This window comes from Rhodococcus sp. 05-2254-6, from assembly GCF_002258565.1.
GTDB lineage: Bacteria > Actinomycetota > Actinomycetes > Mycobacteriales > Mycobacteriaceae > Rhodococcoides.
This window is the reverse complement of record NZ_NOZF01000084.1, coordinates 1-16,378: the sequence shown is the minus strand read 5'-3', so window position 1 is coordinate 16,378 and position 16,378 is coordinate 1. Positions and strand designations below refer to the sequence as shown.

17 protein-coding genes are annotated in these 16,378 nt (G+C 65.4%); 11 read left to right on the top strand and 6 right to left on the bottom strand.

Features of this window, described 5'->3' with window-relative positions:
- Window positions 1–40: 40 nt before the first annotated feature.
- Window positions 41–985 carry an aldo/keto reductase gene (locus CH256_RS10220; protein ID WP_094669522.1) on the bottom strand — a complete coding sequence of 315 codons (945 nt, stop codon included), beginning with the start codon at window positions 983–985 and terminating at the stop codon, window positions 41–43.
- Window positions 986–1,036: 51 nt separating this feature from the next.
- Window positions 1,037–1,969 carry a DNA-3-methyladenine glycosylase family protein gene (locus CH256_RS10215; protein ID WP_094669521.1) on the bottom strand — a complete coding sequence of 311 codons (933 nt, stop codon included), beginning with the start codon at window positions 1,967–1,969 and terminating at the stop codon, window positions 1,037–1,039.
- Window positions 1,970–2,145: 176 nt separating this feature from the next.
- Here CH256_RS10215 and CH256_RS10210 point away from each other — a divergent pair, with 176 nt between their 5' ends.
- The 4 genes from CH256_RS10210 to CH256_RS10195 all read left to right on the top strand — a co-directional run bounded on the left by CH256_RS10210 (window position 2,146) and on the right by CH256_RS10195 (window position 6,638).
- Window positions 2,146–3,339 (top strand): MFS transporter, encoded by a 1,194-nt coding sequence (locus CH256_RS10210; protein WP_094669533.1) that lies wholly within the window; start codon window positions 2,146–2,148, stop codon window positions 3,337–3,339.
- A 120-nt stretch (window positions 3,340–3,459) separates the two neighbouring features.
- A complete protein-coding gene (locus CH256_RS10205; RefSeq protein ID WP_068048646.1) occupies window positions 3,460–4,002 on the top strand; it encodes a ribonuclease H family protein in 543 nt (180 codons plus the stop codon).
- Window positions 4,003–4,176: 174 nt separating this feature from the next.
- Complete coding sequence (locus CH256_RS10200) at window positions 4,177–5,586, top strand: hemolysin family protein (protein WP_094669532.1); 1,410 nt, start codon at window positions 4,177–4,179, stop codon at window positions 5,584–5,586.
- Window positions 5,583–6,638: a CNNM domain-containing protein gene (locus CH256_RS10195; RefSeq protein ID WP_094669520.1), complete on the top strand. Its 1,056-nt coding sequence runs from the start codon at window positions 5,583–5,585 to the stop codon at window positions 6,636–6,638. Before CH256_RS10200 ends, CH256_RS10195 begins: the two co-directional genes overlap by 4 nt.
- Here CH256_RS10195 and CH256_RS10190 read toward each other — a convergent pair.
- Window positions 6,606–7,493 (bottom strand): pirin family protein, encoded by an 888-nt coding sequence (locus CH256_RS10190; protein WP_094669519.1) that lies wholly within the window; start codon window positions 7,491–7,493, stop codon window positions 6,606–6,608. The genes CH256_RS10195 and CH256_RS10190 overlap by 33 nt on opposite strands.
- An 814-nt stretch (window positions 7,494–8,307) precedes the next feature.
- Here CH256_RS10190 and CH256_RS10185 point away from each other — a divergent pair.
- Both CH256_RS10185 and CH256_RS10175 read left to right on the top strand, forming a co-directional pair.
- Window positions 8,308–9,282: a GGDEF domain-containing protein gene (locus CH256_RS10185; protein WP_176460336.1), complete on the top strand. Its 975-nt coding sequence runs from the start codon at window positions 8,308–8,310 to the stop codon at window positions 9,280–9,282.
- A 314-nt stretch (window positions 9,283–9,596) separates the two neighbouring features.
- Entirely contained in the window at window positions 9,597–10,640 is a 1,044-nt protein-coding gene (locus CH256_RS10175) for a glycerophosphodiester phosphodiesterase family protein (RefSeq protein ID WP_094669518.1), read from the top strand.
- Window positions 10,641–10,650: 10 nt separating this feature from the next.
- On the opposite strand, the gene CH256_RS10170 is transcribed toward CH256_RS10175, so the two are convergent.
- The gene (locus CH256_RS10170; protein WP_094669517.1) at window positions 10,651–11,538 is read right to left on the bottom strand and encodes an oxidoreductase; all 888 of its coding nucleotides are present in this window, start codon (window positions 11,536–11,538) and stop codon (window positions 10,651–10,653) included.
- 35 nt (window positions 11,539–11,573) lie between these two features.
- On the opposite strand from CH256_RS10170, the gene CH256_RS10165 reads away from it, so the two are divergent.
- Complete coding sequence (locus tag CH256_RS10165; protein WP_094669516.1) at window positions 11,574–11,783, top strand: DNA-binding protein; 210 nt, start codon at window positions 11,574–11,576, stop codon at window positions 11,781–11,783.
- Between the two features lie 17 nt (window positions 11,784–11,800).
- Here the strand turns inward: CH256_RS10165 and CH256_RS10160 are convergent, their stop codons facing one another.
- The gene (locus tag CH256_RS10160; protein WP_179272061.1) at window positions 11,801–12,400 is read right to left on the bottom strand and encodes an alpha-isopropylmalate synthase regulatory domain-containing protein; all 600 of its coding nucleotides are present in this window, start codon (window positions 12,398–12,400) and stop codon (window positions 11,801–11,803) included.
- A 10-nt stretch (window positions 12,401–12,410) separates the two neighbouring features.
- Between CH256_RS10160 and CH256_RS28980 the strand changes: the two genes are divergently transcribed.
- Window positions 12,411–12,497: a hypothetical protein gene (locus CH256_RS28980; protein WP_373454802.1), complete on the top strand. Its 87-nt coding sequence runs from the start codon at window positions 12,411–12,413 to the stop codon at window positions 12,495–12,497.
- Window position 12,498: 1 nt separating this feature from the next.
- On the opposite strand, the gene CH256_RS10155 is transcribed toward CH256_RS28980, so the two are convergent.
- Complete coding sequence (locus CH256_RS10155) at window positions 12,499–12,900, bottom strand: MmcQ/YjbR family DNA-binding protein (RefSeq protein WP_068048665.1); 402 nt, start codon at window positions 12,898–12,900, stop codon at window positions 12,499–12,501.
- A gap of 63 nt (window positions 12,901–12,963) precedes the next feature.
- Between CH256_RS10155 and CH256_RS10150 the strand changes: the two genes are divergently transcribed.
- The 3 genes from CH256_RS10150 to CH256_RS10140 form a co-directional block, all read left to right on the top strand.
- Window positions 12,964–13,746, top strand: coding sequence for a putative protein N(5)-glutamine methyltransferase (locus CH256_RS10150; protein WP_094669514.1), 783 nt, complete (start codon window positions 12,964–12,966; stop codon window positions 13,744–13,746).
- 46 nt (window positions 13,747–13,792) lie between these two features.
- A complete protein-coding gene (locus CH256_RS10145; protein WP_094669513.1) occupies window positions 13,793–14,494 on the top strand; it encodes a type 1 glutamine amidotransferase domain-containing protein in 702 nt (233 codons plus the stop codon).
- A gap of 108 nt (window positions 14,495–14,602) precedes the next feature.
- Window positions 14,603–16,378, top strand: a 1,776-nt coding sequence (locus CH256_RS10140; RefSeq protein WP_094669531.1) for an AAA family ATPase, incomplete at its 3' end; no start/stop codon positions are given.

The window sequence follows — 16,378 nt, the reverse complement described above, 5'->3', positions numbered from 1 at the left end:
TACTCGTTCTGTTCCCGTTGCTGACTACAGCTTTCGTGTTCTAGGCCACGGCCTCGGACAGTACGGTCAGCTTCTCGACTTCCTGGCTGGTCAGAGCCAACGCCGGCGCGTCGAGCAGGGCCGGTAGCTGAGATACCTTGCTTGCACTCGCGATCGGCGCGGTGACTCCCGGTCGGGCCAGCAGCCAGGCCAGCGCGACGCTCGAGATCTCTGCCGAACGGGATTCGGCGATCTCGCGCAGGCCCTGCACCACATCCAGACCGGCATCGGAGAAGTACCCGGTGGTCAGACGTTCGCGCTGCTTCCCGGCCAGGTCCTCGCGGGTGCGGTACTTGCCCGTCAGGAACCCGGCGGCGAGGGAGAAGTACGGGAACACACCGAGGTCGTTCTCGACGGCCAGATGCTGCAGTTCACCCTCGTAATCGCGGCGGGCCACCAGGTTGTAGTGCGGCTGCAGTGCGATCGGTGGCGCGAAACCGTTCTCGTTCGTCAGTTCCAGCCACTCGCGAACGCGTGCAGGCGAGTAGTTCGAGATGGCGACGTGCCGGACCTTGCCCGCTTCGACCAACCCGTCGAACGCGGCGAGGGACTCCACGAGCGGGGTCTTCTCGTCGTCGTAGTGCGCGTAGTAGACGTCGATGTGGTCGGTCTGCAGCCGGCTCAGCGACGCGTCGGCGGCGGCCCGGATGTTGTCCGGGGCCAGTCCGCGGAACTCGGGATGCTGGCTGACCTTGGTGGCGATGACGACGTCGTCCCGGTTTCCGCGGGCTCTGGTCCAGTTGCCGATGATGGTTTCGGATTCGCCGCCGGAGTTGCCGTCGGCGAATGCCGAGTACGAGTCTGCGGTGTCGACGAAGTTGCCTCCGCCCGCGGTGAACGCATCGAGAATCTCGAAGGACGCAGCCTCGTCGCTGGTCCAGCCGAAGGTGTTCCCGCCGAGGGCGAGCGGAAAGATGTCGAGATCGGAACGGCCGATGGCAACCACGAAAAACCCCTTACGTTGGCGTACAACTCGACTGTACGAGCAGTCCGGGGCTCAATGCCAGGTGTGGTCCACCAGAGCGGTTCGCGGACCGAACTTGGGCTTGGTGGCCTTGCCGCTCAAGTACAGCAGCCGAATCGCGCGATGCCGATGCGGGGCCAGAGGCTGCAGATACTCGACCATCTCCGCGTCGTCGATCGATCTACCCAGCAGAGACCAGCCCACCACCGACGCCAGGTGGTAATCGCCCACCGACAATGCGTCGGGATCCCCGAGGGCGCGTTGCGCGGTCTCGGCCGCCGTCCAGACACCGACGCCCGGGATTGCCCGCAGCCTGCGCGCAGCGTCCTCGGGCGTCATTCCCGACGCCTCCTCCAGGCGTCCGGCCGCGCAGGCAGCGCGGACGATGGTCTTGGACCGGGCCGGATCGACGTTGGCTCGGTGGTAGTCCCACGACGGAATGCGGCGCCACACGTCGGGTGTCGGGAAGACGAACATCGGCTTCGGCGTCGGACCCGGTGCTTTCTCGCCGAACTTGCTCACCAGGTACCGCCACGATCCGAATGCCGAAATTCCGTGTACGCGTTGTTCGATGATCGCGGGAATCAGGGCCTCGAGCACCAGTCCGGTTCGGCCCAAACGCAGGTGCGGTAGCTGCCGATGGGCTTCCCGGAGAATCGGATGCTCCGGTGCGAAGGTGCCGGCGTCGTCGTCCAGCCCCAGCAGAGCGGGTGCCGCGTCCAACAGCTCGGGTGCGCCGGGGCCCCAGGCTCGAACCTGCGCGCTCGTCGGCGACACCTGCGTCAGGCGGTAGGTCACCGGGCCCGAGCTCATCCTCGACGTGCGCCAGATGCCGCCGTCCGGCGTCGACTCGTAGGTGGGGTCGCCGCGGCCACGGCGCAGCGGCGACACCGACATCCGGACGTCGATGCGTTGCTCGGACGTGACCACGCGGGCCAGCCCGTCGGTACCGGCGTCGTCGGGCATCGGTTCGTCACCTCCGAACGGTCGTGGCCATGCGGACCGAGAAGGTCCCCTTCAGGGCGTCGGTCGGCACTGTCGCAACACCGACGGCAAGATACATAGTGCCTCTCGGAGCGCAGGAGTACCGCACGGACTCTCTCGCCGCCTCTGGCCAGGTCTACAGCGTCAGGAGGATTTTCGTGGCTCGATCGAGTGCCGCATCGTTCGTCGGAGTCGCCTACGCGTTCGTCGTGGCGATGATGGGTACGACCATGCCGACGCCGCTCTACGCGTTGTACGAGGTCGAGTTCGGGTTCTCCGTATTCGTCGTCACGCTGGTGTTCGCGGCGTACGCGGTCGGTGTACTCGCCGCCCTGCTGGCCTTCGGGCGGTGGTCGGATTCGCTCGGTCGTCGTCCGATGCTGTTGGCGGCCATCGGTTTCGGCCTGATCAGTGCCGTGGTGTTCGTGACTGCGGGTTCGCTCACGGCGCTGGTGATCGGGCGGGTGCTGTCCGGACTGTCGGCGGGAATCTTCGTCGGAACCGCGACGGTGACCCTGATCGAACTGGTGCCGGACAAGTGGCGGGATCGTGCCCCGGCCATCGCCACGGCGGCCAATATCGGCGGCCTCGGCCTGGGTCCGCTGGTGGCCGGGTTGCTGGCCGAATACCTTCCGCAACCGCTACGCCTGACCTTCTTCGTCGACATCGGCCTGCTCGCCGTGGCCGCTCTGGCGGTGTTTCTCGCTCCCGAAACCGTTCGGGTCGCAGCAGGGGCGCGCCCGCAGATGCAACGACTGTCCGTACCGGCGGACGTTCGTGGCACTTTTCTGCGCGCGTCGATCGGTGGTTTCGCCGGCTTCGCGGTGCTCGGCCTGTTCACCGCGGTGTCACCGGGATTCATCGCGGGGGTGCTGCAGATCGACAATCATGCCGTCACCGGGGTCGTGGTGTTCGCGGTCTTCGCGGCATCCGCGACCGCGCAGATCCTGCTGGGCCGGGCCGATCCGACGTCGGCGCAGCGCTGGGGTTGCTTCGTTCTGACGGTCGGGCTGGTGGTCCTGGCGCTGTCGCTGCTCCTGACGTCGCTGCCGGTCCTGGTGATCGCGGCGCTGCTGTGCGGCGTCGGGCAGGGTGTGACGTTCAGCAACGGTATGGCGGCCATCGCCGCTGGGCTTCCGCCCGAACGTCGAGCAGAAGTGACCTCGACGTTCTTCGTGGTGCTGTACGTCGCCATCTCGTTGCCGGTCATCGGGGCCGGGGCTGCGGCGAACGAATGGGGATTGGTGACTGCGGGACTGGTGTTCTCCGCGCTCGTCGCAGCGCTCGCGGCGGTGGCGTTCGTGCTGCTCACCCTCGACGGCAGGAAGGCCAGGGAGTCCCACTACGCCTGACCCGGTTGGCAGTGCGCCGGAATCGAATTCGCACTGCCGCGCAGTCGAGTGCCAAGTACCTCGGTGTTCGTGCGCGAGTCACCCGGAGTTTGTCGGTGCCCCGAAGTAGGGTCTGAGACCGTGATCATCGTGAGTACGGACGGCTCGTGTCTGCGTAACCCCGGCGGAGCAATCGGGTGGGCGTGGGTCAACCACACGGGGCCGAGCAACTCCGGCGGTGAGCCCTCGGGCACCAACCAGGTCGCCGAGCTCAGGGCCCTGCTCGAGGCGGTTCTGGCGCACCCGGGCCCCGAGCCGCTGTTGATCGAATCCGACTCGCAGTACGCCATCAAGTGCGCGTCGGAATGGCTCGCGGGCTGGAAGCGCAAGGGCTGGAAAACAGCGGGCGGTACTCCGGTGCGCAACCTGGAGCTGGTGCAGAGCATCGAGCGAGCCATCACCGAACGTGAGGGTCCGGTCCGGTTCCGGTGGGTCCGCGGACACGTCGGCAATCACTTCAACGAAGCGGCCGACGCCTTGGCAGGTGAAGCCGCGCGCGCCGTGGCCGCCGCCGGTACGTCGGCACCGGTAGCGACAACACCGGCTCCGGTAGCTGCTGCTCCTTCCGCTCCGGCACCGGTGACACGGCCCACGTCCGACGACGCGGTCCCGACGCTGTTCTGATCGGGCATCCGGCCCGGACGTGAGAATTGGACAACGGCAGCCGGTAGAATCTGGACATTCCACTCGAATCGGATTCTCTGACACCGGAGGCGTCGAGCGCACTGTGCACTCCATAGATTTCTTTCGGCCACCCGTGGCCGCTGCTCCGGCCGCTCGTTCTCGCGTGATCGCATGGTGATCACCGCGCTGCTTTCCTTGCTCCTCGGCTTCGTGCTCACCGCCGTGATCATCGCGGCCAACGGATACTTCGTGGCCCAGGAGTTCGCTTACATGTCCGTCGACCGGGCGACGCTGCGTACCGGTGCCGAGAAGGGCGACGCGTCGGCCGAGCGGGCACTGAAGGTCACCAAGCGCACGTCGTTCATGCTGTCGGGCGCGCAGCTGGGCATCACCGTCACCGGTCTGATGGTCGGATACGTGGCCGAGCCGTTCATCGGCGAATCGCTGGGCGAGCTGCTCAGCAGTGCCGGAGTGCCCATCGCGGTGGGTATTTCCATCGGCACGGTAGGCGCTCTCGTGCTCGCCACCGTCGTGCAGATGATCTTCGGCGAGCTGTATCCGAAGAATCTCGCCATCGCCAGTCCCGATCCGCTGTCCCGACGCCTTGCCCGCTCGACGCTCATCTACCTGGCCGCCTTCGGTTGGCTGATCACCTTCTTCGACAAGTCCTCCAACGCGATGTTGCGTCTGCTGCGAGTCGAGCCGGTGCACGACGTGGACAGCAGCGCCACCGCGAAGGATCTCGAGAGCATCATCGAGGATTCCCGCGCGAGCGGGGATCTGACCGAGGACCTGTCGTTGCTGCTCGATCGCATCCTGGACTTTCCCGAGCGCGATGTCGCACACGCGATGATTCCCCGTACTCGGGTGGATGCGGTCACGCCCACCACTGCCATCGGTGAGATGCGGGCGCGGATGGTGCGTGCGCACACCCGGTACCCGGTGATCGGCGACCGTGAGGAGCCGATCGGTGTGGTGCAGCTGGCCGAGGTGATGGCCGCTGCGCCCGACGACACACGGCCGGTCACCGAGATCATGCGGGTACCGCTGATCGTGCCGGAGCTCATGCCACTAGAGGATGCCCTGGAGTTGTTGTCCAGCACCAAGAACGAGTTGGCATGCGTCATCGACGAGTACGGCGGATTCGCCGGGGTGCTCACCATCGAGGATCTCGCCGAGGAATTGGTCGGCGAGATCACCGATGAGCACGACGACGACGAGGACATCGCCGGCGTGCACGATCAGGAAGACGGAGTGTGGCTCATGGACGGCGACGTCCACGTCGACGAGGTCGAACGCACCATCGGTCGCGACATGCTGTTGCCGCGAGGGGACTACGAGACGCTCGCAGGCCTGCTCATCGCGGAGGGCGGGAATCTGCCCGAGGTCGGAGACACCGTTCGTATCGATCTCGCGGTGTTCGGAGCCGATCTGATGGAAGACGAACCGCCGCGTCCGTCCCTGGAAGTCGAGGTGCTCGAGGTGGACCGGCACGTGCCGAGTGAGCTGAGAATCAGACTGCACGAGAACTCGCCGGACGGCAGCGAGCCGTCGGCGGAGTCGGACGAGGACACGGACCGATGAACGCGTGGGTCGTCGTTGCGGTGACGGTACTGCTCATCGCGCTGAGTGCGTTCTTCGTCGTCATCGAGTTCGCGCTGCTCGGTGCCCGTAGGCATCGACTGGAGGAGAAGGCAGGCACGAGCCGATCGGTGCGGGCCGCGCTGCGCGGAATGAACGAGTTGACGATCATGCTGGCAGGCGCGCAGCTCGGCATCACTGCCTGCACCTTCGCCCTCGGTGCCGTCACCAAGCCTGCCGTCGATTCCTGGCTGGGCCCGGTGTTCACCTCGTGGCGGGTTCCGGGATGGTTGGCCGGAACCGCCGCGTTCGCACTGTCGCTGTTGCTCGTGACGTTCCTGCATCTGGTGATCGGCGAGATGGCCCCGAAATCCTGGGCCATCGCGCACCCCGAACTCGCTGCCACCATCATCGGGTTGCCGTCTCGGGCGTTCATCCGACCCTTTCGGCTGTTCCTGGTGTGGGTCAACAAGATCGCCAACACGCTCGTCCAACGGTCGGGAGTGGAGCCGGTCGAGAATGCTGCGGTCGGCGGCCGCGACGCCGAGACCATCCGCAACCTCGTCGAGTACTCGTCGCAGGTCGGCGTATTGGAACCGGAACTGCAAACCCAGATCACCCGGGTGATCGAACTCGAGACGCTGACCGTCGAGAAGATCACGGTGCCCGACTCCAAGGCGACGTCGGTTCCGCACGGTGCCACGGTGTCCGACGTGCAGGCCGCGGCGCTGCGGTCCGGTCACCTGCGGGTACTGCTCACCGACAGCGCAGGCGCGACGCCCGGTGTCGTGCACGTGCGTGACACGCTGCTGGCAGCCGCCGAAGAACCCGCCGCCGACTACGCACGGGAGGCCTACTCGGTCGACGGAGCGACACCGGTGTACGAGTTGCTACGGCAGATGCGCAACCGCAGCGTTCAGCTCGCGGTTGTCGAGACCGAGGGACAGTTCCTCGGCATCGTCACGCTCACCGACGTCATCAAACGGGTACTGCCCACGGCTCGTGCTGCACAGCAGGACAATTCAGCCGCGCGGTTGCATCCGACTGTTGGGTAGCGCAGGTGCGTGCAGTCGAGATCCCGGATACCCCTCGACGGTGCCGAACTGCTCGCTGCCCCGCTCGTAGGCGGCTCGATACTCGACGACGTCCTCGTGGCTGCGACCGACGAAGTTCCACCACATGACGATCTGCTCCCCGAACGGCGGTCCACCGAGCAGCAGCATCCGCACCGGCTCTCGGGTCGGATTGTGCAGATCGAGCGTCGAATCGCCCGACTCGCGATAGCCGAGTTCGGCTGCGGCGAGGACGGTCTCGTCCATCGTCACGGTGCCCTGATCGACGATGACGCCGTGCTCGAACGTCGGGTCGACGTCGAGGGTGACGCGGGCCCCGGCGTCGAGCACGATCTCGACTCCGAGGAGTGGGGTGAACGTGGCCACCGGCGAGGTCTCTCCTAGCAGTGAGCCGAGAAATACTCGCGCGGTCAGCCCCTGGCTCGTGTGAGTCCGCGGCACGTAGTGCTCGAAAGTCGGTGCGGTGAAGCGGGAGCGAGCCGGAAGTGCCACCCACAGTTGCATGCCGTGCAGAATTTCGGTCTCCGGGGTGGATGTCTCGGAGTGACTGATGCCGTAGCCGGCCGTCATCAGATTGAGCTCTCCGGGACGCACCATGGCATGCGATCCGACGCTGTCGCGATGCTCGATCTCCCCGGAGAACAGCCAGCTGACGGTCTGGAGTCCGGTGTGCGGATGCGGCGGTACGTCCATCGACGACGTGTCGGGGCCGTAGTGGTCGGCGAAGCACCACGCGCCGATCAGTGAACGCTGTCGCTGGGGGAGCGTGCGCCGGACCTTCAGTGCGCGAGGACCGCCGAGGGGAACCTCGCGTGGGGTGAGAATCTCGATGGTCATTCGATGCCTGCCTGTGTTCTCGGAGCTCGCTGCTTCACGCGTTCACCTCGTACAACCGGATGTGGACGCGGGCTGTTCCGGACATGCTGGATCCGTCGCTACACGCGATTTTCGACGACGGCGCGAACCACGGAACCCAGGTCGGATCGATGGGCATCGAGGGTCCCGGTGATGTCGTCGCCGTTGAAATCGTAGTGATTCGCTGCTGTGAAAGGCATGGTCACAGGCTATTCCTCGGTCGACGAAAAACTTCGAAAGAATTTCTCATCCGGAACCCATCCACCTTGCGAGGTGCTGCGAATGCCCAATGAGACACCCGCTACTGCTGTCGCCCCCGACCGCCGTCAGTAGTGGGTGTCTCCCTTTTTTTGTGGAGCGCAGGTGTCCACATCGGTTGGGCAGGTGACCGTGGAGCGCTGCGCAGGCTGGGCGAGACCGGATCAGGAAATTTCGGGCGAGCCGAAACTATGATCGGTACGCTTTCGGGCCTGGGCAGTTCGTTTCACAAGGGAGCCCCATGCAAGAAGACTCTCGATCGCCCGTATCGCGGCACGGCGAGCGATCGAATGCGTCCCTACGACCACGTTCGAGGCAGGTGCACAGCGCGACCAGGAGTCGCCACCGCAAACGGTCGACCACCATCTCGTCACCGAGGTCGAACTCGAGCGTCACCGTTCCACCGCTCGGTCCGCAACCCAGTGCGGCTCAGGTCATCCGCCATTGGTTCGCTGCTCCACACGATTTCGACTGGATTTTCGTGCACAAGTCGACTCGTCCGCTGCACAGATTGATCCGAGTCGTGTTCGCGAGCTGCGTGGCTTTGTACGCGGCCGTGTCGATCCTGATGTTGGCGTCGCCGAACGGGCCGACGGGATCGGGGCCTGTTGCCTACGTACTTTTCATCCTGGTTCTGCAATTCGCTGTGATCGTGTGGTTGCTGGTCGGGCCGCTGCCGGATCGTAAGTGGCAGGTGGTCGCGTTCCTGGTGTTCGGTGACGTCGGGCTCACGTCGGTGATTCTTCTCGATGTACCCACGTCGGCGCTGATCGGCACGTTCCTCTTCGCGCTGACAGGGTCGATGTGCACCTTCTTTCTCGGACCGAGGCTGCTCGTCGCACACCTGGTGTTCGCCAATCTGGTGATCGGCTACATCGGGGCGGCCGCGTACGTACAGGGTTTGTGGGGTCCGTGGGATGCGATCGCCGCAGTCCTCGTCGCCGGAGGTGCGACGTCGGGTGTCCCGATCTTCGCCCAGATCGCCTGGTCGTTGGTGTGCGAGGATGCACGGCAGTCCGAGATCGATCCGCTGACACGGATGAAGAACAGGCGCGGACTGCAGAACGCCGTCGAGGATCTGTGGTCGGTCGCTCGCGGTGAGCGGTTGGCATTCGTTCTCGTTCTGGTCGACATCGATCGGTTCAAGAGCGTCAACGATCGCTACGGTCACGATCAGGGTGATGCCGTCATCGTGCTCGTTGCCGACCGTCTCCACGGTCACCTCGGGAAGTCGGGCGTGGTGGCGAGAACCGGGGGCGAGGAGTTCGTGGCCGTCCTCGTCGGCGAGGCAGAACAACTGTGTGAACTGGTACTCGAGGTGAGTGGCACTCTGACGGATTGCTCGGATCCGATACCGGTGACAGTGAGCGCAGGCGCAGTCGTGATCGCTCCTGATTCCGACGCGTGGACATCAGGGGTCGACGTGGTCAACGACGTCACGCGCGCGGCGGACTCTCTCATGTACCGGGCGAAGGCGGACGGCGGAAATCGAACGGTGCTCGAGACGATGTAGGGCCCAACTCACTGAGCCTGCTGACCAATCGATCGGTGTCAAGACCCGAACATCCGACGGCGAATTCATCCAGCGGGACGAGGGCGTGGAAGTCGACCCGCACATCACGGTCGCAGGCGACGTCCACGAGGTTTACTGGATCCTGCTGTTGCCCAGATTGTTCGGGATGTGCTTACTGGATCGTCCTTCTCGCTCGACAGAACATCGAAAGATGTTGCAACGCTGCGAATACCGATCTCCGTCTACCTGCATGGTGCCGGGAGTTCACTGCGAGGAACCCGGGTGGACACCGACCCTCCGTAGCCTCGGCCAGCATGCGATTCGGTCGGTTCTTGCCACTGGTGTGCGTTCCTCTCGCGGTGTTGACGGGGTGCGGAACGGACACGGCAGCGGACCCGACCCCGCTCGGCTCGTTCGATCTGCAAGCGCACCGCGGCGGACTCGGCTTGGTCACCGAGAGCACCATCGAATCGTTCACCAACGCACTGCAACTCGGGGTGAGCACCCTAGAATTGGATACTCAGATCACCGAGGACGGCATAGCGATCGTCACCCACGACCGCAAGGTCTCGGACAGCAAGTGCGTCGACACCCGTGCGCTCACACCGGGGGACCCCGAGTTTCCGTACGTCGGGAAGTACGTGAACACACTGACACTCGCGCAGATTCGCACTCTCGACTGCGGTGCGCTGCCGCTCGCGGACTACCCGGAGCAACGACGCGTGCCCGGCGCTCGAATGCCGACCCTCACCGAGGTGTTGGATCTGGTGAAGTCGGCCGACGCGCCGGATGTGAAGCTGAACGTCGAAACCAAGGTCGAGGCGGGCAGCCCCACCGAAACCGCTCCGCGCGAGCAGTTCGTCGACACGGTTCTGGCGACCATCCGCGACGCAGACATGCTGGACCGGGTCACCGTGCAGAGTTTCGATTGGGGCGCACTGAAACTGGTCCGCGACGCCGAACCCGAGGTGCCGGTGGTGGCGCTGACCAACGGCGACTTCCTGCAGGTGGGCCAGGATGGTGCGTCTCCCTGGCTGGGCGGAATCGACGTCGACGATTTCGGTGGAGATGCGATTGCCGCGATCGATTCGTTCGGAGCGTCGGCGTACTCACCCGTGCAGGGGACCCCGCAGAGCGGAAAGGTAGGCGACCCCGACTTCGAGCTCTACGTCACCCAGGACATGGTGGACTCCGCGCACGAGCGCGGAGTACGAGTGATCCCGTGGACCGTCGACGATCCCGACACCATGCGCGCGCTGATTGATATGGGCGTCGACGGACTGATCACCGATTACCCCGACCGATTGCGCACCGTCATGAGCGAACGCGGACTGGCATTGCCCGCGCCCGCCCTGTGACGATTCCCCGTCAGAACGGGTAGCCGACTCCGGTCAACTTCTCGCTGGCGTCCCACAGCTTCGCAGCAAGAGCGGGGTCCTGTGCGCTCTTGGTCATGCTCGCCGGGCCCGGCTTACCACGCGTCTCGAACAAGGACTTGGGGCCGCTGTACGTGCCGCCACCCGCAACATCGATCGCGTAGAGCGTGGGACGTGCTCCGGCACTGGCGGATTGCGAAAAGAACTTCAGTCCGATCGGAGCCAGAGTGGACAGAATCTTGTTGCTGCCCAAACCGTCTGGGCTCGAGTACAGCTCGGTGGCCGAGATTCCTGGGTGCGCGGCATTGCTGGTGATCTTCAGCCCGGCCTTGTCGATCCGGCGCTGGAGTTCGAGCGCGAACAGGATGTTCGCAAGCTTGGAGTTCGCGTACCCACGCTGGGGGTTGTACCCGCGTTCGAGCTGAAGATTGTCGAAATCGAGCTTGGGGCCCTGCCGGTGCGCGACGGAAGCGATGGTGGTGATCTTGGCGTCCGCAGCGAGCTTGGGGAACAGCAGGCCGGTCAGGGCGAAGTGGCCGAGATGATTGGTGCCGAGCTGGAGCTCGAACCCGTCCGCCGTCTCGGTCCGCAACGCAGGCATCATGACGCCGGCGTTGTTGATCAGCACGTCGATCGACTCCGGCGCCGACGCGGCGTACTCACGCACCGAGGCCAGGTCGGCGAGATTCAGGGTGGCGGTGTCGACGGTTCCGCGGTGTGCCTCCGCCGAAATTTTGGCCGCGGCGGCATCGGCCTTGTCCTTGTTACGGCATGCGAGCGTCACGTGGTCGCCTCGCTTCACCAACTCCAAGGCGGTGTAGTAGCCGATACCGGTGTTCGCACCGGTGATGACAACGCGTCTCTGCTTGTTTTCGGGCACGCCGCCAGGTTACCGGTCTGTTTTAGACTTTGCCCGTGAGCAGAGCAGAAGCCGACGAACGTCCGGAATTTCCGGAGGGCACCGGAAATCCTGCGTCTCGGGCATTCCGCGCGGCGGGATACATGTGCCTGGACGATCTTGCGGGGGTGCCCGCGGCCGAGCTGAAGAAACTGCACGGTGTCGGTCCGAAATCGCTGGCAGTCATCCAGGCAGCACTGGAGCAGACCGGTCGATCGCTGGGTTGACACCCAGGCCTGGGCCGTTACCCGAGATTGTTCGCCGCAGCGACAACCGCATTCAGTGACGAGGCGACCACGGACCCGTCGATCCCCACTCCCCACGCCGACTTCCCGCCCCGACGAACCTCGACGTACGTCGCTGCCCCACTGTTCGAGCCGTGTTCTCGGGTCGTTCCGCAGGCTCCATTACTGTCCCCGATGGAGTGCTGAGACAGACCGAGTACCTCGACTCCCAGAATCTGCGCCAATGCGTCGACCGGCCCGGTTCCGACGGCGCTGTGGTGATGCTCGCCGTCGTCGTCGGCGAGGGTGACCGACAGGGTGGAGTCCGCATCTATCGACCACGCCACCAGTGTGCGACGGCCGGTGCGAATGTAGTTGTCCTCGAACAGAGTCCAGATCTCCTTCGAGCTGATCTCGGTGCCCGTCGAGTCGGTGTCGTGCTGGACCACCCGGGCGAAGTCGATCTGCAACCTCCGGGGGAGCTCCAGGCCGTGGTCCACCGACAGCAGATACGCGATCCCGCCCTTTCCGGATTGGCTGTTCACTCGGATGACTGCGTCGTAGTCGCGTCCCACGTCGGCAGGATCGATCGGCAGGTACGGCACTGCCCCACGCGGCACCGAGCCTGACGTGGACCTGCACGAAGCCCTGTTCGACGCCATCGCGGCGGGAGACCGGGTCGCTGCGGTCTCGGTGGCGCGCGAGCACCTGGGGTGAGCTACTGCTGCGGTCGATCGAGAAGCGCGATGAGCTTTTTCGGGGCTCGATCGCAGTAACTCTCGGTGATCAGCTCGCCGAGTTCCGCCCGGTCCACGGACTCGTCGAGCAGCATGCCGATGATTTGGGGACCCCATCGGGGCGCGAAGAACCCGGCGCGGGCGGAGAGGGCGTCGAGTTCGATTCCGCTGGAACGGAAGACAAGGACGTGCGCCGGGCCGTCGGTGCCGACGGCCTTGGCGAATGCAGGTGGGGTGCCGTCGAGAATTTCGAGAACGTGGGCGAAGGTGCGCCCGCGAATCCGCCAGCGCGTCCCGACCCATGCCTGCTCCTCGTAGGTCTCGGGCAGGGCCAGGCATATCCGTCGGACTGCGGCTTCCCAGTTCGTCCTCTCGTGCGACATACCGCGCTACAGTATTTCAGCGAGCGGGCAGGCGGGCGAAAAGCACTCCGGAAGGCACGGTCGATGTCGGAACTCGAGCACGACGACGTGGTGTCCGCGCTGCGCAGAGCCGGGTGTGTATTCGCCGAGGAGGAAGCCGGCATCCTCGTCGAGTCCGCGTCCACTCCGGCCAAGCTGCAAGAGATGCTCACACGCCGCGTCGCCGGCGAACCGCTCGAGCACGTTGTCGGGTGGGTGTCGTTCTGTGGTCGACGCATCGCCGTCGAACCGGGCGTGTTCGTTCCCCGACGCCGCACCGAATTTCTCGTCGAATGTGCTGCAGCGCTGAGCCCTTCGGTGCTGCTCGACCTGTGCTGCGGTTCCGGAGCGATAGGTCTGTCGGTCGAGGGTCTCACCGAATTGCACGCCGCCGATATCGACGCCGCGGCGGTCGCGTGTGCCAGGCGCAACCTCGATGCCGACGGGGGCGCGGTGCCGGTCGGTCACGTGCACCGCGGCGACCTGTACGACGCACTGCCGCCGGAACTGCACGGCAGATTCGACGCGATCGTTGTCAACGCTCCCTACGTCCCGACCGGCGACATCGGGCTGATGCCACGAGAGGCACGCATCCACGAGCCGCACATCGCGCTCGACGGCGGTACGGACGGTGCCGGGATTCATCGTCGCGTCGCCGTCGGCGCGCCGGAATGGCTGGCCCCAGGCGGGCATCTCCTCGTCGAAACCAGTGCAGCACTGATGCATTCGACGCTGCAGACCGTGGTCGAGGCAGGATTCGCAGCCAGTATCAGCGAGTCCGAGATGTTCGACGCCGTCGTGGTGATCGGTTCGATCGGCCAGCAGTGATCGACCGGGTGTTTCGATCGGGGGTCTTCGTGGCATTCCCCGGGGCATGACTACTTTGCTGTTTGCGGTAACCGCTGCCGATCACTGGACCTTGAACGACGGAAGCAAGCACCCAACCGGATACTGGGCCGAGGAGCTCGTCGAGTCCCATCGCACGTTCGTCGATGCCGGCTGGGACATCACGGTCGCCACGCCTGGCGGTAAGGCTCCGGTCGTCGACCAGGGCAGCCTCGCGGTCGACGCCAACGGCGGCGACGAAGAGAAGGTAGCGGACCAGAAGAGCTACCTCGCCTCTATCGAGTCGATCCTGTCCTCGCCCGCAAAGCTGGAGGAGCAGAAGGCGTCGGACTTCGACGTCGTCTTCGTTCCTGGCGGTCACGGCCCGATGGAGGACCTCGCCGTCTCCGAGAGCTTCGGTGCCCTGGTTGTCGACTTCCTCGACTCGAACAAGGTGGTGTCCGCGGTGTGCCACGCACCGGCCGCTCTCCTCCCTGCCGTCCGCAGTGACGGGACCTGGGCGTTCGACGGATACGAGCTCACCGGATTCACCGACGAGGAAGAGACCCAGGCCGGTCTCGCCGAGAAGGCCCCGTGGCTGCTCGAGACCCGGCTGCGCGAGAACGGCGCGAAGTTCGACTCCGCCGATGCCTGGGCACCCAACGTCGTCGTCGACCGCAACCTCTACACGGGTCAGAACCCGGCGTCGACGCGTCCTCTCGCCGAGAAGCTGGTCAGCGCGCTGAAGTAGCAGGTCTGGACGGTCGGCGTTCAGCCCACGGAGAACAGCGGACACCGACGGGAACATCACTACTGCTTTCGAAGTTGAGCCCCAATAGCTCAATCTTTTGGAGGAGAAGTGACCGAAACCGTTCGTGTCCCCGTGCTTTTTCTGACCGACCCGATCGTTCTGCCCGGAATGGTGGTGCCCGTCGAGCTCGACGAGGCTGCGCGCGCCGCCGTCGACGCGGCGAAGGCGAGCAACGATGACACGTTGCTCGTCGCGCCGCGTCTCGAAGATCGCTATGCCGCGTACGGCGTCCTCGCCACGATCGTGCAGATGGGACGCCTGGCCGACGGCCGTCCGGCCGCGGTCATCAAGGCCGGCCGCCGCGCCCACATAGGCCACGGCGTCAGCGGGCCGGGCGCTGCCCTCTGGGTGGAAGCCGACCCCGTACCGGACGAGGCCGCAGGCGATGACCTCAAAGCCCTTGCTGCCGAATACAAGCAGCTCGTCGTGGCAATGTTGCAACGCCGCGACGCATGGCAGGTGATCGACTCGGTCAACAAGCTCACCGATCCGGCCGCGATCGCCGATACCGCCGGCTACGCGTCGTATCTCACCGACGTGCAGAAGCGGGACCTTCTCGAAACACCGGACGTGGCAACGCGTCTGACCTCGCTCATCGAGTGGACCAGGGCCCATCTCGCCGAGGTCGAGGTCAACGACAAGATCTCCGGTGATGTCCGCGAGGGCATGGAGAAGACCCAGAAAGAATTCCTGCTTCGGCAGCAGTTGGCAGCCATCCGCAAGGAGCTCGGCGAGGACGAGCCCGACGGTGCCGACGACTACCGCGGCCGCGTCGAGGCTGCGGACCTGCCCGAGAAGGTGCGCGAACAGGCGTTGCGTGAGGTCGGCAAACTGGAACGGGCCAGCGATCAGAGCCCGGAGTCGGGCTGGATCCGCACGTGGCTCGACACCGTGCTCGATCTGCCGTGGAACAACACCACCACCGACAACAACGACATCGATTCTGCACGTGCGGTTCTCGACGCCGACCACCACGGACTCGACGACGTGAAGGATCGGATCGTCGAGTACCTGGCCGTTCGGGCGCGTCGCTCCGAACGTGGTCTGCAGTCGGTCGGTGGGCGTGGGTCCGGTGCCGTCATGGTGCTCGCGGGCCCGCCCGGAGTCGGCAAGACCTCGCTCGGTGAGTCGGTGGCCCGTGCGCTCGGTCGGAAGTTCGTGCGCGTCGCCCTCGGTGGCGTCCGCGACGAGGCCGAGATCCGCGGGCACCGTCGTACGTACGTCGGTGCGTTGCCGGGCCGGATCGTGCGGGCCATCGGTGAGGCGGGATCGATGAATCCCGTTGTCCTGCTGGACGAGATCGATAAGGTCGGCTCGGACTATCGCGGCGACCCCAGCGCCGCTCTGCTCGAGGTGCTGGACCCGGCGCAGAATCACACGTTTCGTGATCACTACCTCGATCTGGATCTCGACCTGTCCGACGTGGTGTTCCTCGCCACCGCCAACGTGATCGACCAGATTCCCGGCCCGTTGCTCGACCGGATGGAACTGGTGACCATCGACGGCTACACCGAGGACGACAAGGTCGTCATCGCCCGCAACTACCTGCTCCCTCGTCAGATGGACAGGGCGGCAATCACATCCGAGGAGGTGACGGTCACCGACGCCGCGCTGCGCACGATCGCGGCCGAGTACACCCGCGAGCCGGGAGTGCGCCAGCTCGAACGCCTGCTGGCCAAGGCGCTGCGCAAGGTCGCGACGAAGTTGGTGGGCACCACCGAGGTTCTGTCCATCGACGAGCCGGACCTGGTGACCTACCTCGGTCGTCCGCGCTTCACTCCCGAGGCGCACGAGCGCACCGAAGTGCCGGGTGTGGCAACGGGT